This window comes from Pseudomonas sp. FG35, from assembly GCF_057809295.1.
Genome location: NZ_JBMDJR010000014.1, coordinates 46,070 through 71,395, shown reverse-complemented (window position 1 = coordinate 71,395; position 25,326 = coordinate 46,070). Strand labels below are relative to the sequence as shown.

The window sequence follows — 25,326 nt, the reverse complement described above, 5'->3', positions numbered from 1 at the left end:
TGGCACCTACTGAGCAGGCGGCGCCGGCTCCGGCTCATTGGTCACCCGCAGCAATCCCCACAGCCCCGAGGTGTTGCCATAGGCGGCGTAATCGCGGAACAGGTAGTCCCCCGGTATCGCGTTGCTGCCCCCGGCGCTCGGGATCATGAAGCTGAAGTGCGCCGCCGGCAGGATGCTTTCGTGAGCGCCGATGTACATCGACATCGGGTTGTAGCCGAAGCGCACCGAACCCACGCCCGGCGTGCCCATCGGGTAGCCACCGGTGTCGCTCTTCTCGGCCTGGAACGGGTTGAGCGACCAGACGTGTCCGTCGAGCTGGAACGTCGTGCCGCGACTGCCGCCGCTCGGCATCAGGATGTGCGTGCGGAACGGCTGACCCGGCTTGGCATACAGCACCGGCGTCTGCGGATCGCCGCCCACCAGCGCATTGCTGTAGGCCATGTGCGCGTTGGTCATGTCGCCGTAACCCGCGCCATCGGCATGGCCGAACGGCGCATCCGGAGCGAGGCCGAAGCGATACCACAGCGGTTCGGTCTTGTAGTTGATGGCCATGCTCGAGTTGTCCTGCGGATCGGTCGGCACACCGAAGCCCTCGGCAGCGATGCCTTCGACCGGCCGGCCATTGGCCCAGCGGGTGTTCAGCGCCTTGTGCCAGACCATCGCAAAGTCGCGGTAAGTCGTCTGCCCCGGTGCGGTGACCGTGGCGTTGACCTTGCGCGCATCGTCGACCCAGGTCGCGCCGATCGGCAGGATGCTCATCGCCCCACCCAGACCTTTTTGCGGTTGCTTGATCACATCTGCCGGGGTGAAGTTCAGGCCTCCGAACTCCACGGCCGTGGCGTTGATGTTGTCGACACTGCGGCCCAGTTGCGTGACCGGTTTGCCTTCACGCTCCAGGTGCCCGGCGTAGTACTGATAGGTACGGGTCGGGTAGGCGCCGCTGCTGCCAACCCGTGGTGGCACGGTCTGGGTCGGGTTGGCGCCGACGTTGGTGCCGTCGGATTTGGTGATGTCGTAGGCCAGCAGCTGGGCGTGCAACCCCACGTGGCTGGATGGCCGCATCAGGTTGTTGCTGAAGGTGGTCGAGCCCAGGCCGCTGTTGCGGTCGCGCTTGACCATGCCTTGCATCACCGCAGTCTGGGTCAGGTCCGGCATCACGCTCGGCAGACGGTTTTCCAGGGTGATGTTGATGCAGTCCCCGGCCGCTGCGCGCAGCACCAGCGGTTCGACCGGAATGCCGGGTTTGAGCTTGCCGCTGACCGGATCGAGGTCGGATTTGCGCACGTACAGGATCGCCGTCGGATCATGCAGCGGCCCGCTCTGACCACCAATGGTGATGGTCTCGCCGTCTTCCGGATCAGTGACCGTGACCTGCGGGATGCTCACCGTGCGCGAGTTCAGCACCAGGGTGCCGCCCGCCGGATTCAGCGGCCCGCCGACATGCTGACCGAGCCCGGCCGAATCGCCGATGCTCAGGCCCAGCGAATTGCCGAGGATGTCGTTGGCCAGCGCCGCCACCACTTCATAGTTGCGCTGCACCGTCGGCCGGGTGCCGATGCCGTTGGGGTTGGCGCTGATCCGTGGGCAACTGCCTTCGAACGCCACGGTGTTGCGCATGCCGGCCGGATTCGGGTTGTTGGGGATGGCGAACAAGTCATTGCGTTTGGCCGTGTAGTTGCGCATCACGCCCCAGATCCCGCTCCAGTAGCCTTCGATCGAAGCGTCCATCGAGTACAGATAGTCACCGGTGGTCGCCGCAGAGCTGGACAGCATCGACACCGGTGCGATGAAGCCCATCTGTTCGGAGATGCCGATCATCTGCGAGGCACGCCAGCCCGAGTTGGAGCTGTTGCCGAAACCGGAACCGCTCTGCAGCCACTTCACGCCGTGCAGGGTGACGTTGTGCTCTTCCTCGTGGCCGCCGGCATGCACCCGCAGACGCACGTTGTCGCCGGTGTAGGTGCGCAGCATCGGGGTGAACGGATCGCCCGGTTCGCTGCCACCCTTGTTGATGTGCGGCGGGAACAGCGTGGTGCCGCCGGTCGGGCCGGTGGCAGCCGTCACCAGGTTCGGCGCCAGGTTCATCGCCGGGATCGCCCGGTCCGTACGGCTTTGCATGGCATAGGCCAGATCGCCGCCGAGGCCGTCGGCCTGCATGCCGCGCTTGCCGTCCGGACCGACCTTGTTCGGGTCGTAGACCCGCAGGGCCAGCGGCTCGTTGCGATAGTTGACGACGAACATGCCCGGATCATCCACGGAGATCGCTTGCGGGCAAGGCCGGCTCGGGCAGCCCGGCACCTGACCGCCCTGCACTTCCAATACGCCTTCGAGCAGAGTGCTGGCGTTGTTGCGCACCGGCGGGTTGATCGCGTAGCGGAAGCTGTCGGCGGTGGCCGGGAAGGCTTGCGGATTCGGCACGCCGTTGGGGCCGGCGCCCACGTACACACCGGCTTCATACGCGTGTTGGAAGTCGCTGTATTCGAGGAAGAACTCACGGAAGCTGTCGTTCTTGCCGTCGCCGTCGAGGTCGCCGGTGTTGATCACCGCCTGCCACGAGGTCGGCCCGCCGTCCTGGCGCGCGCCGCTGTACAGAGGCTCGCCGGTTTCGGCGTGGAACCAGGTGGAACCGGCCGGTTCCGCCAGCACCGTGGCATACAGCCCGATCTGCTGGTGAGTCGATGGGCCGAGGTGGTCGTGGGTGAAGATGGTGCCCAGCCCACGATCCACGCCCTTGGCGTTGACCACCGGGTCGACGAACCAGCGTTGCATGGCCGTGCGCGCGCCCATCCAGTCACTGCGCCCGAACTGACCGAAGAACGGATGCGCCTTGGCTTTCGGGCACGCCTGGGTGCCGTCGCGCGGATCGCTGCCTGCGCACTGGTTGAATTCGCGGATCGCGTGAATGCGTTCCTGAACAGCACCGGGCGAGAGCACGCCGTCCTCGTAGTTCCAGCCGTTGGAAGAACCGTCGGCAGCCGTCAGGTCCCACTTCGGCAGGTGAATGTGCTGGCCGATCACGTCGGTCGGCGTGCGCACCTGATAGTCGTCCATCTCGTAGGTGGCGGGCACCAGGTTGGTTTGCTGGTATTGCACGCAGTCGAAGGTGTTCATGCGCATCACCAGCGGCTCTGGCGGACGCTGCTTGGTGATCACCGGCCAGGCGTCTTCCCACAACGCCAGAATCCGGGCTTGCGGGAAGTGATAACCGACCTTGTTGTAGACCGCATCGAACTGGATGTTGGCGGCCTTGTAGATCCGTGGCCGGTCGGCGGTGAAGGTCGAGGCGCCGACGAAAGACATGCCGTCCAGCCGGTCGCCGCTGGCGAATTCACCGCTGCCGGCGCTGCTGGTCAGGCGCTTTTGCCGGTCGTCCATGCACGGTTCGTAGTACGGCGCGCCGGCCATCGGCAAGGCGCCGTTGGTGCGGAAGGCCTTGGCCACGATCTGATTGCCGGGCAGCAAGGCAAAGCTTGGGTGATCCTTTTTCGCGTGGAACGCCATCGCCGCCTGTTCCACTTCGGTGCCCTCTTCGGGCAGGTAAATCGGTTTGGCGCGGGTGACTTCCTTGGAGAAGTCCAGCGAGGTGGTCACGGTGTGCGCCGCGCCTCCGGCCGCCACCCCGTCGAGGGCGTGACGCTGCAAGCCGCCATCCCAGCCGCCGGACTGATTCGGGTCAAGGTTGGCCCACAGCGCTTTGCCGCTGGCTTTCAAGGATTGCGCGGTGGCCGCGTCGAGCATGTCCAGCGGTGGGGTTGGCGGACGCTGACCCACCGAACTTTCCATGCCGCCGATCCAGAACGGATAGCCAGGGTTTTTCAGGCTGCCGTCGGCGTTGCGGTTGGCTTCGCTGCGATCGACCAGTGCCAGCGAACCGATGGCTTGCGATTCACCGTTACCACCGTGGTGTTCGCCGTCGTCATCGCCCTCATCGTCGTCATCGTTACCGGCGACCAGGGTTTCGCCGATTTTCGGCACCACCACCACTTTGCCCGGCATCGGCGCCATGGCTTTGCCGGGCAGCGGCACGACGGCAGGAATGGGCGTGCCGGCAATGATCTCGCCATCCGGCAAGGCCCGTGCACCGGCGGCCGGTTTACCGCTGCGCAGTGCGTAAGGTTCGCTGTGATAACCATCGGCACCCTGTTGCGAGACTTCCAGCCGGGTGCCTTCCTCGAACACATCGTGCACCCGCCACATCGACCACATGCCCTGGGCGAAATGCGGGTAGAAGTGGCAGTGATAGATCGCATCACCGGCCACCCGGTTGCGGTTGCCGGAGCCGCCGTTGGCGATTTCGTAGGTATAGCCGGCGCCCGGACCGATGCCTTGGGCATCGACGTAATCGGAGTTGTCGTCGTTGGGGTTGAACAGCCACTGATGGCCGTGCAGGTGGAAAATGTGCTGCTCGTGGCCGTTGTGGGTATTGCGGAATTTGACGAAGTCACCGATGTAGCTGTGGTTGACGTTCGACGGCTCCGACGGATACAGGGCCATGGTGGCCTTGACGCCGACCTGATCGGCGCTCGGTGTCTGGCCGGGGGCGATGTTCTCGAGCCCGGTGTTGGCCGGCACGTCCACCAGCATCGCCACGTCGCCGACGGTGTGCGAGCTGAGGAAGAATTCTTCGTAGGCGCACGACAGGCAGTCGTGCATCGGCCCCACGCCGAGGCGGTTGGCGACCACTTCAGCGCCCATGCCGCCGGAACCGTAGTTGATCATGAACGAGTCGCGGGTCGGCTCCAGCACATGGGCCATGACCGGGTCGGCCCAGTAGGCGGGGAATGCCTGGGTGGCAGCGGTTTCGTCCTGGAACTGCGAAGCGAAATCGCGAAACGGCTCGAGGCGGTTGGGGATCGCCGGGTTACGTTTGCCCACCGATTCCAGCGGATAGGTGCTGGGCGCAAAACTGCCATCGGCGTTGCTGCCCATGACAATTGCATCGCTTTCGCTGGAGATGATTTCGTTGCCGTCGACCATGCTGATGATCGGCGTGCCGGCCTTGCCTTCACGCAGCCACGGTTCGCGCTGCGGGTAGCGGGCCTGGTAATCGACGATCGGGTGACCGGCCGGTGTGCGGCCGGTGGTGGCCAGACGCATTTCTTCTTCGGTGAGGGTATTGCGATAGGTGCGTCCCGACTTCGGCACCACCACGACCTGACCGAACAGGCCATTGGCGGTGTTGCCGGCCGCGCCTTCCCCGCCGAATGTCGCACCACGGCTGCTGACGGCAAACGCCCCTTCGCGCTCGGCGTACAGCACGTACGAACGGCTCGCGCCCGGCGGCACCAGGGTGTTGGCGTTACGCCCGGTGTAGGAGGAAATGTCGTCGATACTGTTCACCGCTTGCAGGCCGTTGACCTGGAAGCCGACATGGCGGTCGGCGACCTGCTCGTCGACCTTGAAGGCATCGGCGCCACCGGGGTTCACGGTGCCCTCCTCGCCTTCAGGCCCTTCGAAATGCTTGTTCGGGTTGGCCTGGTAATCGAGCAGGTTCTGCAGGTTGATCGTCAGGCAATCACCGGCGGCCACCCGCAGCACCAGCGGCCGTGGACGCTTGTCCGCACGCAGCGACACCTTCCCCGGCACCGCGCTGCCGCCATAGGCCAGCGAGACATCGTGCTCATCGACCACATCACGGCGCAGGGCGTACATCATGCCGTTGGCATTTTGCGCACCGAGGCGGTTGAACATCAGCGGTTGATCGAAGGCGACCACATTGGCCACCAGATTGCGCTCGCAGCGCACGGCGGCGCTGGCCAGTTCGACACTGAGCATCGAGACCAGCAACAGCAGCCAGTTCAACAGGGGCGGAGCGTGGTGAATGCCAACCATGATCGGAAACCTCGTAGTGGGTGCTCACAGGGAACGATTCTCGATAAACCCCTTGGAGCAATCCGCGTGCCACAAAAAATGTCGTTCCAACTCAAACGGTTACACAGGTCACTTGAGAATCCGGGGGATATTCCCCACCCGTTTCCCCACTTTTCCGGGCCCTCGGGTTTGCCCCGAAAGTGGGGAAACCGGGGACATCCTTTACAACGGTGCATCCACCGCCAGCCCCTGCAGGCGCCGGTACTGACGCAGCACGCTCGGGACATAGCGCTGGGTTTCGGCGAACGGAGGAATCACCCGGCCGCGGCTGAGCACCGCGTCAGGCCCGGCGTTGTAGGCCGCTACGGCCAGGGCGATGTCGTTGTCGAACAGGGTCATCAGGCGCTTGAGGTATTTGGCCCCGCCCTGGATGTTGGCCTTGGGGTCGTAGACATCTTTCACCCCCAGCTCGCGGGCGGTGTCGGGCATCAATTGCATCAGTCCGCCGGCGCCCTTGGGCGAGGTGGCACCGGGGTTGTAATTGGATTCGGACTTGATCACCGCGTGCAGCAAAGCCTCGGGCAGGTGATTGGCGCTGGCCGCCGCTGACACCAGCTCGGCGTAGGGCTGGTTGGCGATCAATTGCGGTTGCCGGTCAAGGCTGACCAGCGGCGCATCGGACTCGCGAATCACCCGCTCGTAAGTGCGTCCGGGACGGTGGACGTTGGACAGCACGTAGCTGCCCTTGGCGTCCATGGAAACGAAGACATCGGCTTGCGCGACACCGACCGACAGCACGCAGCCGAGCAGTCCTGCAGTGAATGAATGGATCATTGGGCCTCCCCTGACAGGCCCCGAAAAATTGGGGGAAATGCCCCACTGACCCGTCGTTGATCAGCCGTACGCAAGCACTGTGCCGACTCTGGAAAAGCCCGTAATACAAGGGCTCCAGCCCGACAGCCGAATTTATCGGAGGCTGAGCATGGCAATTGCATAAGCCCTTGTGGCAACACGGCTGCCACTCACGGGAGGTCATCATGAAGCTGCAATTTCGTCCGCGTGCCCAACGCGGTTTCACCCTGCTCGAATTGCTCGTGGTGCTGGTGGTGCTCGGCCTGTTGGCCGGGATCGTCGCGCCCAAATATTTCGCCCAGCTGGGGCGTTCCGAGGTGAAGGTCGCCAAGGCGCAGATCGAAGGCCTGAGCAAGGCGCTGGATCTCTATCGACTGGAGGTCGGCCACTACCCGTCCACCGAACAGGGCTTGCAGGCGCTGGTGACCGCACCGAGCGACGAAGCCAAATGGACCGGCCCGTACTTGCAGAAAAAACTGCCGCAGGATCCGTGGGGGCGTAACTACACCTACCGCTATCCCGGCGAAAACAGCGAGTACGACCTGCTCTCGATGGGCAAGGACGGCCAGCCCGGCGGCGAAGGCGAAAACGCCGAAGTCACCAACTGGCAATAAGCGGAGCTCACGGCATGCGATTTCAACTCAAAGCAGTGGGCAAGGCCGGGGTGGTGTCGCTGAGCGTCGAGGCGCCCGGCCAGAGCGAAGCGCGGCGCATCGCCGAGGATCAGGGCTTGCGTGTGGTCAGCCTGCACGCCGAGAGGCACTGGCGTTCGTTGCGCCTGAGCAAGCGAGAAACCTTCAACCTGGTGCTGTTCAGCCAGGAACTGACTACCCTGCTCAACGCCGGCCTGCCGCTGATCGATGCGCTGGAGAGCCTGGCCGAAAAAGAAACCGCCCCCGCCGCCCGCAAAACCTTGAGTGAGCTGGTGCGGCTGCTGTACGAGGGCAAATCGTTCTCCCAGGCGCTCGGCCAGTTGTCGGCGGTGTTCCCGCCGTTGTACGTGGCGCTGGTACAGTCCAGCGAGAAGACCGGCGCGGTCGGCGATGCGCTGGGCCGTTACGTGAGCTATCGCCAGCGCATGGACGAGGTGCGGCAGAAGATCGTCAGCGCTTCGATCTACCCGCTGCTGTTGCTGGTGGTCGGCGGTGGCGTGGTGCTGTTTCTGATGGGCTATGTGGTGCCGCGCTTCAGCCTGGTGTTCGAAGGACTGGGCTCGAACCTGCCGTGGCTGTCGCAGATCCTGATGAGCAGCGGCATGTTTTTGCATGCGCATCAGGGTGAGTTTTTCGGCCTGTTGGCGACAATCGTCATCGCCCTCGCCGTGCTGCAGAAACAACCGGCGTTTCGCCGTGGGCTGGATCGGCTGGTGGAGAAACTGCCTGCCGTGCACCAGCGGATTTTCATGTATGAGCTGGCACGGTTTTACCGGTCACTGGGGATTCTGCTGCAAGGCGGAATTCCGCTGGTGACCGCCATGGGCATGGTGCGTGGCCTGCTCACCGTGGCCTCGCGAGCTCGGCTGGACCAGGCCTGCGAGCGGGTGCGCGAGGGGCAATCGTTGTCCACTGCCCTTGAGCTCAACCGGCTGGTGACGCCCGTGTCCCTGCGCCTGCTGCGCGCTGGCGAGCAGTCCGGCAACCTCGGGCAAATGATGGAACGCAGCGCCGATTTCTACGACGAGGAAATCAGCCGCTGGATCGAGTGGTTCGTGAGGTTGTTCGAACCGCTGCTCATGACTTTCATCGGCCTGTTGATCGGGGTGATCGTAATCCTGATGTACATCCCGATCTTCGAACTGGCTTCGAGTATCCACTGACCTCGGGAACGGGTCGGATCACACGCAACAAGCCACATCCACGTTCCCAATCAAGACAACAAAGACGGAGAACGATATGCACATTCAAAAGCTCGTGCTCGCAATGGCCATCGGCGCAGTCCTGTCGGCGTCTACCGTACTGATTCCGGACAACCTGTCCGGGGTATCGAGTGTTCAGGCCAAGGAAGGGGGAAGTGGTGGTGGAGGAAGCGGCGGGGGGGGCGGCGGCGGTGGTAACGGTGGGGGTGGCGGCGGTAATGGAGGGGGCGGTAGCGGAGGCGGTGGTGGCGGTAATGGAGGCGGCGGCAGCGGTGGCGGTGGTGGCGGTAATGGAGGCGGCGGCAGCGGTGGCAATGGTGGTGGTCACGGCGGCAGCGGCAGTGGCGGCAACAGCGGCAGTGGCGGCGGTGGCAACAGTGGCCACAGCGGCAGTGACCACGGCTCGGGCCATTCCGGCAACACGGCGTCATCGGGCCGCAGCGGCACGCATTCTGAACCCGGCGACGACCATGGTGTACATCGGGCCGGAGAGGTCGGCGATGACCATGGCGTGCATCGCGCTGGTGAAATCGGCGATGACCATGGTGTACACCGCACTGGTGAAGTCGGCGATGACCATGGCGTACATCGTGCCGGTGAAATCGGTGATGACCATGGCCTGCATGCAGCCGGCCAACCGGGCGATGATCGCGGTGTGCATGTCGGCGGCGAGCCTGGCGATGACAAGCGCGCCAACTGACCCGAACTGAAAGCACCGCAATTCCTGTGGGAGCTGGCTTGCCAGCGATGAGGCCTGGTCAGTTAAAGCATCACTGACTGACCCACCGCTATCGCGGGCAAGCCCGACTCCCACAGGGCTCATCGGTGCCCACCAGTTCACCAAAAAACCTAGAGAGCGACATGATTCTGATCCAGCCGCTCGCGCAAAAACTCGATCAACGCCTGCACCGGCCGTGATGCCTGACGATGCTGCGGGTACACCGCCGACAGCGTCAGCGGTTCCGGCCGAAACTCGTCCAGCACCGGCACCAGCCGCCCATCCTTCAGCGCCGCGCCAACGATGAACGTCGGCAGATAAGTAATCCCCATCCCCGCCACCGCCGCATCCCGCAGCAACTCACCGTTGTTGACGCGCATCCGCCCGGTGACATTCACCAGCAGCGGCTTGCCCTGCCCCGCGTTGAACCGCCACTGCACCGAACGACCGTGGCCGTAAGGCAGACAGTCGTGGCCCAGCAGATCTTCCGGTCTGACCGGCGCACCGCGCTCGGCCAGATAAGCAGGACTGGCGCAGTACACCCGCTCGATTGACGCGATGCGTCGGGCGATCAGGGTCGAGTCTTCCAGCACGCCGATACGCAGCGCCAGGTCGTAACCCTCGCCCAGCAGATCCACCGGCCGGTCGCTCAAGTCCACCTCCACCGTGACCTCGCGATAACGCTGCAGAAACGGCGGCAGCAGACAGCCCAGATGGGCCAACGCAAACGACAGCGGCGCACTCACGCGAATCGCCCCGCGCGGCTCGGCAGTCTGCCCGGCGATGCCCTGCTCCACCGACTCGACTTCACCGAGCAAACGCAGCGCCGACTCGTAATAGCTCTGGCCCAGCGGCGTCACGTCCAGGCGCCGGGTCGAACGGTTGAGCAATCGCACGCCGAGGCGCTCCTCCAGTTGCATCAACCGACGGCTGACGAACTGCTTGGAAAGGCCCAACTGATCGGCCGCCGCCGTGAAGCTGCCGGAGTCCATCACCTGGCAAAAAATACGCATGTCTTCGAACGGGTTCATTGTCACTCCCTGGTTGACAGTTAAACGCTTTATAGCCGCTTTTTCACTTTCCGGCACCTCATTAATCTGTGCTCACGGTGTTGCTGAGGCCTGAAGCCCAGCGCCACAGCAGCCCGATCCCAAGGCATACAAAAACTCAAACGACTTAAAAAGGAATTGCACATGAACATCAAGAAAACCCTCGCCGCTTCCCTGCTCGCCCTGTCCATCGGCAACGCCTTCGCCGCCGAAAGCACTGGCGTCGAACACAACACTCAGGCCTTCCTCGACGCCCTCGCCGCCGGCGGTGGCAAACCGCTCGAGCAACTGAGCCCGAAAGACGCCCGTGCGGTGCTGACCGGCGCCCAGGCTTCGGTGAAGGTTGACCTGTCCGGCGTTGAAGTCAGCGACAAGGCGATCAAGGTCGACGGCCAGACGATCAACCTGAAGGTGGTGCGTCCAGCCAAGGTCAAAGGCGAGTTGCCGGTGTTCATGTTCTTCCACGGTGGCGGCTGGGTGTTGGGCGACTTCCCGACGCACCAACGCCTGATTCGTGATCTGGTGGTGGGCTCTGGCGCGGTGGCGGTGTACGTCGATTACACGCCGTCGCCGGAAGCGCAGTACCCGACCGCGATCAATCAGGCTTACGCCGCGACGAAATGGGTGGCCGAGCACGGCAAGGACATCGGTGTCGACGGCAAGCGTCTGGCGGTGGCCGGCAACAGCGTCGGCGGCAACATGGCGGCGGTCGTGGCGTTGATGGCCAAGGAACAGAAAACCCCGGCCCTGCGCTTCCAGTTGCTGATGTGGCCGGTGACCAACGCCGGGTTCGATAACGGCTCGTACCAGCAATTCGCCGAGGGCCACTTCCTGACCAAGGGCATGATGCAGTGGTTCTGGGACAACTACACCACCAACCCGGCCGAGCGTGCGCAGATCCATGCCTCGCCGCTCAACGCCAGCGCCGAACAGCTCAAGGGCCTGCCCGCCGCGCTGGTGCAGACCGCCGAGTTCGACGTGCTGCGTGACGAAGGCGAAGGCTACGCCCGCCACCTCGACGCGGCTGGCGTGCCGGTGACCTCGGTGCGCTACAACGGGATGATTCACGACTTCGGCCTGCTCAACCCGCTGAACGGTATTCCTGAGGTGAAGGCCGCCGTGCGCCAGGCTGCGGCAGAACTCAAGACCCACCTGAACTGAGTCCAGCCACTCGCCACACCTTCGGGTGTGGCGTTTTCTTTTGTGTCCGCCGGAGTTCACCTCATGAGCCTTTTTTCTGCCCACCTGCTGTCCTGGAGCGCTCTGCTGCTGGTGCTCGACACCTTGCTCTGGCACCTCGCACCGTTCAAGCATCGCGCGCAACGGGTCGCCGTGCGACTGGTGCTGTTCCTGGCCTTCAACGCGCTGGCCATCAACGCCGGCGTCAGCCCGTTGCAGGCGCCGCTGTTTGCCGACGACCCGGTGGCGCAACTCGGAGCGACGGCACTGGGCATTCTCTGGTGGCTGTACGCCGCGCGGGTGCTGACCGAAGTCATCGGCCTGATCCTGATGCGCCGCATCGGCCACAGCGGTCGTCTGTTGCAGGACGTGATCGGTGCGCTGGTGTTTCTGGCGGCCATCGTCGCAGCGGCCGGTTATGTGCTGGATCTGCCGGTCAAAGGCCTGCTGGCGACTTCCGGGGTGGTGGCGATCGTCATTGGTCTGGCGCTGCAAAGCACCTTGGCCGACGTGTTTTCCGGCATCGTGCTCAACACCACCAAGCCGTATCAGGTAGATGATCTGGTGGTCATCGATGGTGTCGAAGGCAAGGTGCTCGACATCAACTGGCGTGCCACGCACCTGCTGTCCAGCACCGGCACTCTGGCCGTGGTGCCGAACTCGGTGGCGGCCAAGGCCAAGATCGTCAACCTCAGCCGCCCGAACAACCTGCACGGCGTGTCGATCAGCATCAAGGTGCCGAACCACATTCGCCCGCGCCGAGTGCTCGACGCCCTCGAGCGCACGCTGCAAGGCAGCAGCAGTCTGTTGCTGACGCCCGCACCGAAAGCGGTGCTGAAAGAGGCCGGCGACGAAATGTCGGAATACGTGGCCAGCGGATTCATCGCCGAACTGGGCAAGAAAAGCGAGGTGCGCAATCAACTGTTCGACCTCGCCCACCGCCATCTCGAAGCGGCCGGTATTTCGCGGCACCCGGACGGTGTGATCGAACCTTCGACCCGCGCCCGCGCGTTGCTCGATGAAGTGAAAATCTTCCGCTCCCTGAGCCATGAGGAACGCGATCGCCTCGCCGAGTCGATGGTCGCGCAGCAGTACAGCGCCGGGCAGGTGGTGCTCGATCTGGAGGAAGTGCCGGACAGCCTGTTCGTGATCGCCACCGGCGTGGTCAGCGCCAGCGTTCCGGACGGCAACGGCTTCACCGAGGCCGGGCGCATGGGGCCGAGCGAGGTCATGGGCGAGCAGAGCATTCTGGCGGATACGCCTTCGCAAGCGACGTTCACCGCACTGACGTCTTCGATCATTTATCGCCTCGACAAGAACCTGACTCGCCAGTGCATGGAACAGCGCAGTGAAGTGGGTCGGGCGTTGAACAAGTTGCAGGCGGTAAGGCAGCAGAACAGTCGGCTGGCGTTGATGGCCAAACCGGCACCGGTGAAAAAAGGTGGATTTCTGGGCTGGTTGCAAAAGCGCTGAGCCCTTTTCTGAAGGCAAAAAGAGGCCCGCCATTTTGGCGGGCCTCTTCGTTACAAGCTTACTTGGCAGTGAACTTGGTGTAGCTGTTGATCAGGTTGCGGTAGTTCGGCAGGCGCTGCGACAGCAGATTCGCCAAGCCTTCCATGTCGTTGCGCCAGTCACCCTGCAGCTCGCAGGCCACAGCAAACCAGTTCAGCAGGTGTGCGCCGGCAGCCGACATACGCGCCCACGCCGCTTGTTGCACGGTGGTGTTGAAGGTGCCGGAAGCGTCGGTGACCACGAACACTTCGAAGCCTTCAGCGATGGCCGACAGGGTCGGGAACGCCACGCACACGTCAGTCACCACACCGGCGATGATCAGTTGCTTGCGGCCAGTAGCCTTGATGGCCTTGACGAAGTCTTCGTTGTCCCAGGCGTTGATCTGGCCAGGACGGGCAATGAACGGTGCGTCCGGGAATTGCTCTTTCAGCTCAGGCACGATCGGGCCGTTCGGGCCGGAATCGAAGCTGGTGGTGAGGATGGTTGGCAGGTTAAAGAACTTGGCGATGTCGCCCAGGGCCAGCACGTTGTTCTTGAACTCGTTCGGCGAGAAATCCTGCACCAGCGAGATCAGACCGGTCTGGTGGTCGACCAACAGCACAACGGCATCGTCTTTGTTCAAGCGTTTGTAAGGAACGTTGCTCATGTGAAACTCCTCGATGGATGGTTGTTGCGGGGAGCGCCGCTCACACAGAGCGGCGCTTTTTCAAAAGGATCAGAACGCGAAGCAGGAGCAGCCGAACGCGCCCCAGAAACCGGCGAAATCGCTGACCGGCGCATTCGACATCCGCGCTTTTTCATGGCTGTGGGTATGCACTGCGCACGGGCCGCTGCACTGATGAACCTGGGCCTGCAAGGGCGAATTCGGGCGCCAGTGGCCAGGGACTTTCACTACCGGCGACCAGTCCGGCAGCACCGGCAATGAACGTGGGCCGAGGTCTTCGAAGTCGCCGGCGGCGTACACGATCTTGCCGCCGACCACGGTCATTACCGACTCGATCCACTTGATCGCTTCTTCTTCGACGCTGAAGAAGTCCGCGCTCAGCGCTGCCAGGTCCGCCAGTTGCCCGACCTTGATCTGGCCCTTCTTGCCCTGTTCGGACGAGAACCAGGCGCTGCCATGGGTGAACAGTTCCAGCGCGGTGCTGCGTGGCAACCCTTCTTCGTACAGCGCCAGACCGCCAACGGTGCGACCGCTGACCATCCAGTACAGCGAAGTCCACGGGTTGTAGCTCGACACGCGGGTGGCATCGGTGCCCGCGCCGACAGGCACGCCTTCGGCGAGCATGCGTTTGATCGGTGGCGTGGCTTCGGCGGCTTGTTTGCCGTAACGGTCAACGAAGTATTCGCCCTGAAAGGCCATGCGATCCTGGATCGCAATGCCGCCGCCCAGTGCCCTCACCCGCTCGATGTTCTGCGGGGTGATGGTTTCGGCGTGATCGAAGAACCACGGCAAACCGTTGAACGGAATGTCGCGGTTGACCTTCTCGAACACGTCGAGCATGCGGCTGATCGATTCGTTGTAGGTGGCGTGCAGACGGAACGGCCAGCGCTGCTCGACCAGGTGGCGCACCACCGGCTCAAGCTCCTGTTCCATGGTCTGCGGCAGGTCCGGGCGCGGTTCGAGGAAGTCTTCGAAGTCCGCTGCCGAGAACACCAGCATTTCCCCGGCGCCGTTGTGGCGCAGGAAGTCATCGCCCTGATGCAACTTGACGCTGCCGGTCCAGTTCTGGAAGTCGGTCAGCTCTTCTTTCGGCTTCTGGGTGAACAGGTTGTAGGCGATGCGCACGGTCAACTGGTCGTCTTTGGCCAGTTGCTCGATCACCTGATAGTCGTCCGGATAGTTCTGGAAACCGCCGCCGGCATCGATGGCGCTGGTCAGGCCGAGCCGATTGAGTTCGCGCATGAACTGACGGGTCGAGTTGACCTGATACTCCAGCGGCAGCTTCGGCCCCTTGGCCAGCGTCGAGTACAGGATCATCGCGTTCGGCCGCGCCACCAGCATGCCGGTCGGGTTACCGTTGGCATCGCGCACGATCTCGCCACCCGGCGGGTTCGGCGTGTCGCGGGTGTAACCGGCCACGCGCAACGCAGCGCGGTTGAGCAACGCACGGTCGTACAGGTGCAGGATGAATACCGGGGTGTCCGGCGCGGCCTGGTTGATTTCTTCGAGGGTCGGCATGCGTTTTTCGGCGAACTGGAATTCGTTCCAGCCGCCGACCACGCGCACCCATTGCGGGGTCGGTGTGCGGTCGGCCTGATCCTTGAGCATGCGCAGCGCATCAGCCAGCGACGGCACGCCTTCCCAACGCAGTTCGAGGTTGTAGTTCAGACCGCCACGGATCAAGTGCAAGTGCGAGTCATTGAGGCCGGGAATCACGCAGCGGCCCTTGAGGTCGACCACTTGAGTGCCGGCGCCCTTGAGCGCCATCGCCTCGGCATCGTTACCGACGGCGACGAAGCGCCCGTCCTTGATTGCCACGGCGCTGGCGAGGGGTTTTTCGCGGTCTACCGTATGAAATTGGCCATTGAACAGAATCAGATCGGCGTTCATCGCAGTTCCTTCGAGATAAGTGAAACGGAGCCCGGACCCGCCGCTTCAGCGCGGCGGATTGGCATTGGATTCGAGGTGTTTGTGTGACTGACCGGCTTCCAGCCACGGCGCGAACAGACGGGTCACCGGCGGCATGAACACGTAGACCACCGATACCACGATGGTCAGGGTGATCAGGAACGTGGCGACCACGTAGTTGGACAGGAACGCATTGAGTTGCAGCAACGGCCCCCAGATCAGCGGCACCAGCAAGGTGTGCGGCAGGATCACCAGCAGCGTCACCACGGCCTGCTTCCAGCGTGGTGGCGGCGATCCGGCCTCGGCCGTCGGCGTGAACCAGAATTCGTTGGCTGCGTTGACTTCGGTCTGATCGCCGTCGGCGAGCATCGGCGCGGCTTCATCGATCAGTTTCTGACGCTGCGGCGAGTCGAGCCAGCGCTGCATCGCGTCGGTCGAGCAATAACGCAGCACGCAGGTGAACAGCGCGAGCCCGCCCTGCTGGCTGCGCATCACGTCCACGCCCAGATGCCCTTCTTCGCGCCCCGCCACGCTGACGATATTGCGCAGCCACGCTTCGTACGGCTGTTCGAAACCGGCCTTGACCCGGTGCTTTACGATCAGCGTCACGGTTTCTTCGGGTCCCGGTTTTTTCGGGGTCTGGGCATCAGGCATAACGGAGCACTCCGGGCAAACGAACATTGAGCGCCAGCCGTCCCGGCCCGGCGATCAGAACAGTGGTAAACAGGATCAACAGCAACCAGCCGAACTGCCCTTCGGCCACACTCCATTGCGGATGCACAAGCAGCAGCGCCACCAGCAGCACAAAGAGAATAGGCAAGCACGCCAGACGCGCCAGCACCCCGGCGACGATCAGCAGCGGACAGAGGACTTCGGCGAAGATCGCCAGAATCAAAGTGAGGTGGGCACCGAGGTGAAACGGATCTTCGATGAGTTGCAGCTGCGCGGTGAAGTCCAGCAGCTTGGGCAAGCCGTGGACGAACAGCAGAAACAGTCCGCCGGCGACCCGCAGAAACAGCAGGCCGAGATCTTGCGCCTGGTCATTGCGTTGTACAGCGTTCATGGGCCCACCCTTGATCAATCATTGCAGGCAATGGTGCAACGATTGACCGGGGGGGAAATTGGATGGGTGTGCTCTCTTTTTGAGACCACCGTCGATCGTTCCCACTCTGCGTGGGAATGCCTCAATGGAGGCTCTGCGTCCGCTCTTTGGGACGCGGAGCGTCCCGGGCTGCATTCCAACGCGGACGGTTCGACGCCTCGACGTGGGAACGATCAGTGAAACTGAGCAGGCTACAGCGGCGCCTCAGTCTTCAACTCCAGATTATCCAGCGCCCGGTTCACCGCCAGCTCACCCAGCATGATCAATTGCGCGATCCCCAGCAGCACATGCCGCTGCGGGCCGTCCACCAGCCCGGCGAAGTCGGTGGCCATGATTTTGGCCGAAGTCAGGGTTTCGCAGGCGTCCGCCAGCAGTTCTTCGCTGTCGATGCCGGGGGCGATGAGGTAGCGGGTGTTGGGTTTGAGCAGCGGTTTTCGGGGGAGCAGCGGATTGAGGTAATGGTCGAGGGCGCGCTCGGCGGCTTCGTGGAATTTCTTGGAGTCGAGGGTTTCGTAGGGCGAGGTTGTGTCGGTTTCAGGCGGGTTTGGCGTGGGTTTGATCATGCTTGCATCTCCAGAGTCATTGAGCTGCCACGATTCGCTGCGATACGAAGGGGTGGCAGCCATACGCGGGTCGCAGACCGGGACTCTAGAACCGGCAGACCCGAGGGTCTCCCACGTACAGCCGCCATAAAACCGGAGGATGTTGTGCGTCCAGAGATCGCGGGCTGCGAGACCCGATCGCTGATTCGTCAGCGACCCGGAAACGATAAGACCCAACCCCAAGGCGCACAAGCCGGCGGATTCTGGCGTACACGTAGGCAAAGGCGCAAGGCGTTGTGGCTTACCGGAAGTAACCTTAAACGCCTTTCAACACCGCGCTAAACCGCCGGAATATCCAGCGTCACCGACATGAACTGACTGATCCGCGAACGCAGCCATTTCTCTGCCGGGTCGTTGTCATGCACCCCGCTCCACGCCATCGACAGTTGCGCCGCATCAATCGGAAACGGCGGATCTTCAGCCCGCAACGCACACCCTTCCACCAACGCACACGCCGCATAATCCGGCACGGTGGCGATCATCTCGGTGCCCGCCAGCAGCGCGCGCAATCCACTGAACTGCGGCACACCAAGCACCACACGGCGGCTGCGGCCAACCTTGGCCAGGTCCATGTCGATGTTGCCGCTCAGGTCTCCGGAGAACGAGACCATCGCATGCGGGCGCTCGCAATACTCGTCAAGCGTGAGCGGGCCCGGACGATTGTCGCCACGCAGGACCTTGCAGGGAATGTCGCGCAATTTCTTGCGTTTGGCGTTGGCCGGCAGATCGGTGGTGTAGCTCACGCCGACAGAAATTTCTCCCGATGCCAGCAACCCCGGCATCAGCAGGTAATTGGCGCGACGTACCACCACGACAATCCCCGGCGCTTCTTCCTGCAACTGGCGCAGCAGCGGAGGGAACAGACCGAATTCGGCATCGTCCGACAAGCCGATGCGAAACACGTCGCAACTGGTCGCCGGATCGAATTCCTTGGCCCGGCTGACCGCGCCGGAAATCACGTCCATCGCCGGTTGCAGCTCCTGGAGAATCGCCAGCGCCCGCGCCGTCGGCTCCATGCCCCGGCCATTGCGCAGCAACAGCGGATCATCGAACAGATCGCGCAGACGCCCCAGCGCCGCGCTCACCGCCGGTTGGCCCATGAACAGTTTTTCGGCGACGCGGGTCAGGTTCTTTTCGAACATCAGCGCTTCGAAAATCACCAGCAGGTTCATGTCGACGCGGCGCAGATCGTTACGGTTCATGGGGCACGTTTTCCTTGTTTTAGCCTGACGTGAAAGGTGGGAACTTTACTCGATCAGCGGCACTTTGGCCGCGCGTTTGTAGGGGCCGTATTCGACCGGCACCCACTGGAAGTGCTTGTCGACCGCCGTGATGTGGCCGATGCCCGGGAATGGCAAGTGCGCGGCCGTGACCCAGGTCTTGCTGGCCGCCGCTGCACTGAACACGGCGTTACGACTCTTGATCGCCTGCTGACCGTTGACGTCGAAGCGGATCGACACCTCCGGGTGGTCGAACTGCACCGCCAGGTTGTGCACCAGGTCGCCCATGAACACGATGCTCTGGTTCTGCGAAGTGAAGCGGTAGGTGGTGCTGCCCGGCGTGTGCCCGGCTTCCAGTGTGGCTACGACCACACCCGGCAAAGGCGACTGGCCCTCTGCGAACGTCTTGAAGCGCCCGGCCGCCACGTAAGGCGCAGTGGAATCCTGGGCGATCTTGAAAAACTCCCGGGCACCGGCCGGCGCCTTGGCCTCGGCCTGCGGATCGAGCCAGTAATCGGCTTCGGCCTTGGCTGCATAAACCGTGGCATTGGCAAAGATCGGCCGTTGCTGGCCGTCGACCAGCCCACAGACGTGATCCAGGTGCAGGTGCGTCAGCAGAATCGCGTCGACCTGCTCAGGCTTGTAACCCGCTGCCTGCATGTTCGCCGAGAGCTGGCCGGCGGTGGCGCCGATGCACTGGCCCGCTCCGGTATCCACGAGAATCAGTTGTTTGCCGGTGTTGACCAGGAAGGCATTGAACGCGGTCTGCACGCCCGGCGTTTCAATCGAGCGCCGGGCCAGCAGCGCGCGAATCTGGCTTTGACTCATGCCCTGCAACAGCTTCGGCGACAAATCGTTGTAGCCGTCGAACAGCGCCGTCACCTCGTAATCGCCCAGCGCCAGCCGGAAATAACCCGGCGCCTGCGTGCCGACCTGCGGTGCCTGCGCCATGGTGCTGGACATCACACCGACCAACGCCAAGCCGATTACGCCGCGTACCAAATCTTTCATCTGCATCCCCCTCGCCCGAGCCCGATTCTGCGGCCCCTTATGGCCCGCCCCCAATCGTCGCCATCCTGCCCGGTTCCCGTCATGGGGACTTGCAGCGGTGTGCTGAGTTGCAGCCGACGGTGGAATTAACAACGTTTAACTCGTCAGCACCCGCCCCTCGCCAAACAATGAATCCCTCTGCGCAGCGTTGTTTTTTTGACCTGAGGGAAAGCGCTGACCGTGCGTTCCCCACCGACACGGACCTTGGCCATGGCTCACTCACAGCAAACCGTCGCCCTCGCCCCTGCCAGCGAACCCCGCAAGCCCAGCACCGGCGGCCTCAGCCCGCAACGGGAACGGCTGGTGAAACAGCTGATTCTCGACCGCCTCGGCGACAGCCTTGAAGTCACCGAACTGGCCAACGCCTGCGCACTCTCGCGCAGCCATTTTTCCCGGGCGTTCAAATGCAGCACAGGGTACTCGCCGCAAGACTGGATCCGCACCCAGCGCATTGCCCGAGCCAAGCAGTTGATCCAACACACCAACCACAGCCTCACGCAGATCAGCCTGGAGTGCGGCTTTTGCGATCAGGCGCACTTCTGCCACATCTTCACCCGCAGCGAAGGGATCAACCCGTTTGCGTGGCGTTGTCAGGTCATGAAAAACCGCTGAGGCGGTTTCACCCTCGAGCCATCCGCTGGGCCAGTCGCGCCACCCGCTCGCCCAGGTGCGCAGCGGTTTGTTGGTCTTCCAGCGGCGGCGCCTGCTCGGGCGGTTGCTCGACACAGGACTGGGACATGGCGCCGAGGGAGCTGCCGAGGCGATTCAATTGCCCGTCGAAAACACCTGCGCACGAACGCGCCGGCAACAGATCGAGCCCGACCCAGATCATCGAATGCTGGGCCGCAAACACCGCCATTTGCAGCAAGGTATTGAGCTTGTCGCCGCACAGGCTGCCGGAATTGGTGAAGCCCGCCGCGAGTTTGTCGCGCCACGGCCGGGCGAGATAGAACGAGGCCGTGGCCTCCATGAATTGCTTGAACGCCGCCGACGCGCTGCCCATGTAGGTCGGCGCGCCGAAAATGATGGCGTCGGCGCGGTGCAGGTCATCCCAGTGGGCTTCCACGTCTTCCACGGCCAGCAACAGGCAGGTGCTGCCCAGGTGGCGTTCCACACCTTTGGCCACAGCCTGGGCAATGACGCGGGTATGCCCGTAGCCACTGTGATAAACCACTACTACCTTGCTCATCGCAGCGTCCTCCGGACGTATGCATTCCATTGCCGTGGAGTTTTGGCTCTGAAGCCGACGCGGACGAGTTAATCGTTGTTAATTTTCCCCGGCTATCGGGCAAAACGGCACGGGGTCCGGCCTTTGAATACAGTGGTGACGGTACTGGATGCCGAGTGATGCAAAGGCCCGAGTCCTTCGCGAAAGTTGCGCTGGCGTCAAATCCTGAGGAATATGCTCGGATACTGCGGATCAGACGGCTTGCGTGCCCCTCAAGCCTCTATTCGCCCTGCCCGTCACGGATTCTTCACCCTGACGGATCAGGATCATAAAAAGCGTCGAAGGAGTGAGCGGTTGAGTCTTTCCCCGAATCAGGCCATCGGTTTCGGCCCCTATCGGATCCACCCCGGCCAGCGGCTGGTGCTTGAAGGCGACCAGCCTTTGCGCCTGGGCCGGCGCGCCATGGACATCCTGCTGATCCTGCTGGCCCATGCCGGCGAGGTCGTGAGCAAGCAGCAGTTGATCGCCGGAGTCTGGCCCGACAGCGTGGTGGAGGACATCAATCTGCGGGTGCACATGGCCGCGCTGCGCAAGGCCCTCGGCGACGGTCAGGCCGGGCAGCGCTACATCGTCACGGTGGCGCAGCGCGGATACAGTTTCGTCGCGCCGGTCGTGCTGCAATCGATTGAACAACGTCCCACCACCGCCAACCTCGGCCGGCATAACCTGCCGCTGCGCCGCACGCGGATGATCGGGCGCCAGTCGGTGGTCGACAGCCTGATGACGCAACTGCCGCGCCAGCGCTGCATCACCCTGGTCGGCCCCGGCGGCATCGGCAAGACCACCGTGGCCCTGCGTGTCGCCGAGCAACTGATCGGCCGTTATCGCGACGGTATTCGTCTGCTGGATCTGGCCCCGCTCAAACATCCGGGCTCGATCTGCTCGCACCTCGCCGCCCTGCTGGACCTTTCGCTGCACGACAGTGAACCGATGGCCTGCCTGATCAACAGCCTGCGCGAGCGGCAGATGCTGCTGGTGATCGATAACTGCGAGCACTTGATCGACGCCGTGGCGATGCTGAGTGAAAACATTCTGCGCGGCGCACCGCAGGTGCACATTCTGGCCACCAGCCGCGAAAGCCTGCGTGCCGAGGGCGAGTATGTGCAGCGCCTGGAATCCCTCGACTGCCCGCCGCCGATTGCGGTGCTGGATCGCGATCAGGCGATGGAATTCTCCGCGCTGCAGTTGTTCGTCGAACGGGCGATGGCGGCCCACGAACATTTTGAGCCGGGTAATGCCGACCTGCCCTTGATCATCGACATCTGTCGGCGACTGGACGGCATCCCGCTGGCACTGGAACTGGCCGCTGCGCAGGTCGCGGGTCTTGGGCTGGAGGGTTTGCTGAGTCAGCTCCAGGGGCGTTTGCCGGCTGGCAACCAGACTCGCCTCGGTCGGCATGAAACCCTGCGCGCTACGCTGGACTGGAGCTTCAATCTGCTCAATGCCTGCGAACAGACCGGCCTGCGCCGACTGGGTGTATTCCGTGGCGCGTTCACGCTGGAATCGGCGGCGGCGGTTATCGTCGGTCAGCACATCGAGCCGAACGAAGTCTTTGCTTCGATCACGCAACTGGTCGCCAAGTCGCTGCTCAACGTCGAGGTCGGCGATGAAGAAGTGTTCTATCGCCTGCTCGACACCACCCGCCGCTATGCGCTGGAAAAACTCGACCAGGCCGCCGAACTCGGCGAAACCCGCGAACGCCATGCCGAACGCAGCCTGGCGCTGATGTATCAGGCCCAGGCCGATTGGGAGAACACGGCGACTGAAGTCTGGATCGAGCGTTACGCCCGTGGCCTTGAAGACTTGCGGGCGGCCCTTGAGTGGACGCTGAATGACCAAGGCTCGCGCGCGCTCGGCGTTCGACTGACGGCGACCTCGGCGCCGTTGTGGCAGGAACTGTCCTTGCTCAAGGAGTACGGCGTTCATGTGCGCCGGGCACTGGCGCTGCTGGCTTCATCCGACGAGCCCTGCCCGCGACTGGAAATCGCCTTGAAACTGGCCCTGGGCAGCGCCTGTTACCACACCTGGGGCGGCACGCCGGAAACCATCGAGGCCTTCGTCAGCGCCCGGCTGCTGGCACAACAGCACGACGACATGGCCGGTCAGTTGCGCGCCGTGTCGGGGCACATGGCGGTCAATCTCAGTTGCGGGCATTACCGGATGGCACTGGAGCAGAGCGAGCAATTCGAAAGTCTCGGAGTGCACGGCGATGCGCAGCTGTCCCTGAGTACCCACCGCTTGCGGGTGCTCGCGCTGCATTACGCCGGCGATCAGCACCAGGCGCGAATCCACGCCGAGCAAGTCATTCAGCGCATGGCCCACAGCGGCCACCTCAACCGCTTCACTCACGGTTTCGGCGTGCAATACGACCAGAGCGTCGCTTCGCTGACCGTCCTTGCCCGTGTGCTGTGGCTGCAAGGTTTCCCCGAGCAAGCCTGGCGTACAGCACGGCAGGCGCTGGACATCGCGGTGCAGATCAATCACGGCACCTCGATCTGCTACACCCTGGCACTCGCTTCGTGCCTGATCGCCCATTACAACGGAGATACACAGAACGCCCGGGCGCTGCTGCAACTGTTGCTCGAACAGGCGCAGAAGCATTCGGTGCTGCTGTTCTACACGTGGGCGCGGCAGTACGCACAGGTGATCGACGCCGACAAATCCCCCACCATCCCGCCCGCCGACAGCGGTCTGGTCAGGGAAATCATGGTCACGCTGGATCCGGGCTTCGTTGACGATGCCCTGCTTGAACGAGCACAAAGCGGCGCGGCCGGCTGGAGTACTGCGGAGATTTTGCGGGCCCGGGCCGAGCGATTGCTGGCCGCTGAATCGCCCTGTCATCACACGGTCGAAAGCGCCTTGCAGCAATCGCTCGAGATTGCCCGGACTCAAGGTGCCCTGGCCTGGGAGTTGCGCAGCGCGACTTCGCTGGCACAGTGGTGGCAGCGCCAGTCGCGTTATCGTGAGGCTATCGAATTGCTGACGCCGGTCTACCAGCGCTTCACCGAAGGCTATGCCACCCCGGACTTGCGCAAAGTGCGCTTACTGCTCGACGAACTGCGCGGTCAGTCGGCCGCTTGAGACGGGACGGGTACGGCCCAGGTAGCGCGCGTGCCGACGCTCGACATCATTGAGTTCGCCGCCCTGCTCCAGCTGTTCGCGGGCATAGCGGCGCGTGATGTTGAGCATTCGATAGCGCAGTGCTCCGCCGGACCGGTCCGTTGTCAGCAGCGATTTGGCCGCGAGCTGTTCGACCACAGCCACCAGTGTCGAGGGTGGTAATTGCGCGCAACTGATCACGCCGATGGCGGCATCCAGGGTGAATGCCATCTTGAACACCGACAAGCGTTGCAGCACGCGCTGTTCCTGCTCGCTCAAGCGTTGATAGCTCCAGTCCAGCGCAGCCTTCATTGACTGGTGGCGCGGCACGGCGGTGCGGCGACCGTGACTCAGGACTTGCAGGCCTTGGTCCAGTTGCGTCTGCAATCCGACCAGCGCCAGCGCATCGATCTGCGCGGCTGCCAACTCGATCGCCAGCGGCAGACCGTCGAGCCGGCGACAGATATCGCGCACCGTTTCCAGATCCTGCTCACGCAGACTGAAGCCGTGTTGACGGGCGCGGGCACGACTGACAAACAGCTGCACCGCCGAATAGCCCATGACCTCGGCGACACTGTTGAGGGCCGAAGCTTTGGGAAGGGTCAGGGGCGCCAGCGGCTGCAGGACTTCCAGAGCGAGACGCAACGGCTCGCGGCTGGTGGCCAGGATCGACAGACGCGGCGCAGCATCGAGCAATGTTTGCAGCAGGCTCCGGCAGGCCTGGTGCAGGTGATCGCAGTTGTCCAGCACCAGCAAGGCATGGCGCGCTGCCAGAGTGGGGAAATCGAGGTCGAGGGTTTTCAGCAAGTGATCGAGGAGCGGGATGTTTTCATCGATCAGCGACAGATCCACCTGCCACACGCCGTCACGAAAATGTTGCAGCAGCAGTTCCGCTGCGCGCAGCGCCACGGTGCTCTTACCGACACCGGCAGGCCCCGTCACCGTCAGCAGCCGGGACAACGGCAGTTGCCGCACCAGACCGCCGACCAGTGAATCGCGCCCGGTGACCGGCGTCAGTCGTGCAGGCAAATTGTGCTGGGGCGCTTGCAGGTTTTCGAACACCACTTGGGTGACGCTGTCGCCCTGCACCGGAGCCACGAAGCTGTACCCGCGTTGCGGCACATTGACGATGTAGCGCTGACCGTTTTCACCCTCTCCGAGGGCCCGGCGCAGCGCGGCGATGTGTACCCGCAGGTTGATCTCCTCGACCACCGAGGTCGGCCACACCAGCGCGATCAATTGTTCTTTGCTGACCACCTGGCCGGCGCGCTCGACCAGCACTTGCAGAATGTCCAGCGCACGACCGCCCATGCGCAATTGCCGATCCCCTTCGAGGATCAGCCGTTGGCGCAAATGGAAGGCGTACGGCCCGAAACGCAGGACCGACGCCGAGTTCAATTCGTTGAGGCTGTTCATGTCCGTTATCTTCGCAGGCCTCGATGACGGTACAACCACCACGCGGGGTCCAGCACGGACA

At 63.4% G+C, this 25,326-nt stretch carries 19 protein-coding genes; 7 read left to right on the top strand and 12 right to left on the bottom strand.

Annotated elements, in window-relative coordinates; translation table 11 throughout:
- Nucleotides 1–6: 6 nt before the first annotated feature.
- Complete coding sequence (gene mnxG, locus ACODTD_RS23820; protein WP_285354551.1) at nt 7–5,832, bottom strand: manganese-oxidizing multicopper oxidase MnxG; 5,826 nt, start codon at nt 5,830–5,832, stop codon at nt 7–9.
- 201 nt (nt 5,833–6,033) lie between these two features.
- Nucleotides 6,034–6,645 carry a lytic transglycosylase domain-containing protein gene (locus tag ACODTD_RS23815; RefSeq protein WP_011333422.1) on the bottom strand — a complete coding sequence of 204 codons (612 nt, stop codon included), beginning with the start codon at nt 6,643–6,645 and terminating at the stop codon, nt 6,034–6,036.
- A 203-nt stretch (nt 6,646–6,848) separates the two neighbouring features.
- Between ACODTD_RS23815 and gspG the strand changes: the two genes are divergently transcribed.
- From gspG to ACODTD_RS23800, 3 genes are all read left to right on the top strand, one after another.
- Nucleotides 6,849–7,277, top strand: a complete 429-nt coding sequence (gene gspG, locus ACODTD_RS23810; RefSeq protein WP_011333421.1) for a type II secretion system major pseudopilin GspG — start codon at nt 6,849–6,851, stop codon at nt 7,275–7,277.
- Between the two features lie 14 nt (nt 7,278–7,291).
- On the top strand, nt 7,292–8,479 hold the full coding sequence (locus ACODTD_RS23805; protein WP_007956102.1) for a type II secretion system F family protein: 1,188 nt from the start codon (nt 7,292–7,294) through the stop codon (nt 8,477–8,479).
- A gap of 76 nt (nt 8,480–8,555) precedes the next feature.
- Entirely contained in the window at nt 8,556–9,218 is a 663-nt protein-coding gene (locus ACODTD_RS23800) for a hypothetical protein (RefSeq protein ID WP_285354552.1), read from the top strand.
- Nucleotides 9,219–9,367: 149 nt separating this feature from the next.
- On the opposite strand, the gene ACODTD_RS23795 is transcribed toward ACODTD_RS23800, so the two are convergent.
- A complete protein-coding gene (locus ACODTD_RS23795; protein WP_011333419.1) occupies nt 9,368–10,267 on the bottom strand; it encodes a LysR family transcriptional regulator in 900 nt (299 codons plus the stop codon).
- Between the two features lie 162 nt (nt 10,268–10,429).
- Here ACODTD_RS23795 and ACODTD_RS23790 point away from each other — a divergent pair, with 162 nt between their 5' ends.
- Both ACODTD_RS23790 and ACODTD_RS23785 read left to right on the top strand, forming a co-directional pair.
- The gene (locus ACODTD_RS23790; RefSeq protein ID WP_007956098.1) at nt 10,430–11,446 is read left to right on the top strand and encodes an alpha/beta hydrolase; all 1,017 of its coding nucleotides are present in this window, start codon (nt 10,430–10,432) and stop codon (nt 11,444–11,446) included.
- A 63-nt stretch (nt 11,447–11,509) separates the two neighbouring features.
- The gene (locus ACODTD_RS23785) at nt 11,510–12,937 is read left to right on the top strand and encodes a mechanosensitive ion channel family protein (protein WP_011333418.1); all 1,428 of its coding nucleotides are present in this window, start codon (nt 11,510–11,512) and stop codon (nt 12,935–12,937) included.
- Nucleotides 12,938–12,995: 58 nt separating this feature from the next.
- On the opposite strand, the gene ycaC is transcribed toward ACODTD_RS23785, so the two are convergent.
- The 7 genes from ycaC to ACODTD_RS23750 all read right to left on the bottom strand — a co-directional run bounded on the left by ycaC (nt 12,996) and on the right by ACODTD_RS23750 (nt 19,483).
- Nucleotides 12,996–13,622, bottom strand: a complete 627-nt coding sequence (gene ycaC, locus ACODTD_RS23780; protein WP_011333417.1) for an isochorismate family cysteine hydrolase YcaC — start codon at nt 13,620–13,622, stop codon at nt 12,996–12,998.
- A gap of 69 nt (nt 13,623–13,691) precedes the next feature.
- Complete coding sequence (locus ACODTD_RS23775; RefSeq protein ID WP_011333416.1) at nt 13,692–15,530, bottom strand: amidohydrolase; 1,839 nt, start codon at nt 15,528–15,530, stop codon at nt 13,692–13,694.
- A 45-nt stretch (nt 15,531–15,575) separates the two neighbouring features.
- Complete coding sequence (locus tag ACODTD_RS23770; protein ID WP_011333415.1) at nt 15,576–16,202, bottom strand: antibiotic biosynthesis monooxygenase; 627 nt, start codon at nt 16,200–16,202, stop codon at nt 15,576–15,578.
- Nucleotides 16,195–16,611 (bottom strand): DoxX family protein, encoded by a 417-nt coding sequence (locus ACODTD_RS23765; protein WP_074687718.1) that lies wholly within the window; start codon nt 16,609–16,611, stop codon nt 16,195–16,197. The genes ACODTD_RS23770 and ACODTD_RS23765 overlap by 8 nt, the downstream gene beginning before the upstream one ends.
- Nucleotides 16,612–16,841: 230 nt before the next feature.
- On the bottom strand, nt 16,842–17,213 hold the full coding sequence (locus ACODTD_RS23760) for a DUF6124 family protein (RefSeq protein ID WP_285354553.1): 372 nt from the start codon (nt 17,211–17,213) through the stop codon (nt 16,842–16,844).
- A 317-nt stretch (nt 17,214–17,530) separates the two neighbouring features.
- Nucleotides 17,531–18,454, bottom strand: coding sequence for a LysR family transcriptional regulator (locus ACODTD_RS23755; RefSeq protein ID WP_011333412.1), 924 nt, complete (start codon nt 18,452–18,454; stop codon nt 17,531–17,533).
- A gap of 45 nt (nt 18,455–18,499) precedes the next feature.
- Nucleotides 18,500–19,483: an MBL fold metallo-hydrolase gene (locus ACODTD_RS23750; RefSeq protein WP_489105288.1), complete on the bottom strand. Its 984-nt coding sequence runs from the start codon at nt 19,481–19,483 to the stop codon at nt 18,500–18,502.
- Nucleotides 19,484–19,732: 249 nt separating this feature from the next.
- Here ACODTD_RS23750 and ACODTD_RS23745 point away from each other — a divergent pair, with 249 nt between their 5' ends.
- Nucleotides 19,733–20,134: a helix-turn-helix domain-containing protein gene (locus tag ACODTD_RS23745; RefSeq protein ID WP_489105287.1), complete on the top strand. Its 402-nt coding sequence runs from the start codon at nt 19,733–19,735 to the stop codon at nt 20,132–20,134.
- A gap of 7 nt (nt 20,135–20,141) precedes the next feature.
- Here the strand turns inward: ACODTD_RS23745 and ACODTD_RS23740 are convergent, their stop codons facing one another.
- Nucleotides 20,142–20,711, bottom strand: coding sequence for a flavodoxin family protein (locus ACODTD_RS23740; RefSeq protein WP_489105286.1), 570 nt, complete (start codon nt 20,709–20,711; stop codon nt 20,142–20,144).
- A 333-nt stretch (nt 20,712–21,044) separates the two neighbouring features.
- Between ACODTD_RS23740 and ACODTD_RS23735 the strand changes: the two genes are divergently transcribed.
- Nucleotides 21,045–23,831, top strand: a complete 2,787-nt coding sequence (locus ACODTD_RS23735) for an ATP-binding protein (RefSeq protein ID WP_489105285.1) — start codon at nt 21,045–21,047, stop codon at nt 23,829–23,831.
- Here ACODTD_RS23735 and ACODTD_RS23730 read toward each other — a convergent pair.
- Entirely contained in the window at nt 23,793–25,265 is a 1,473-nt protein-coding gene (locus ACODTD_RS23730; RefSeq protein ID WP_489105284.1) for an ATP-binding protein, read from the bottom strand. The genes ACODTD_RS23735 and ACODTD_RS23730 overlap by 39 nt on opposite strands.
- Nucleotides 25,266–25,326 lie beyond the last annotated feature (61 nt).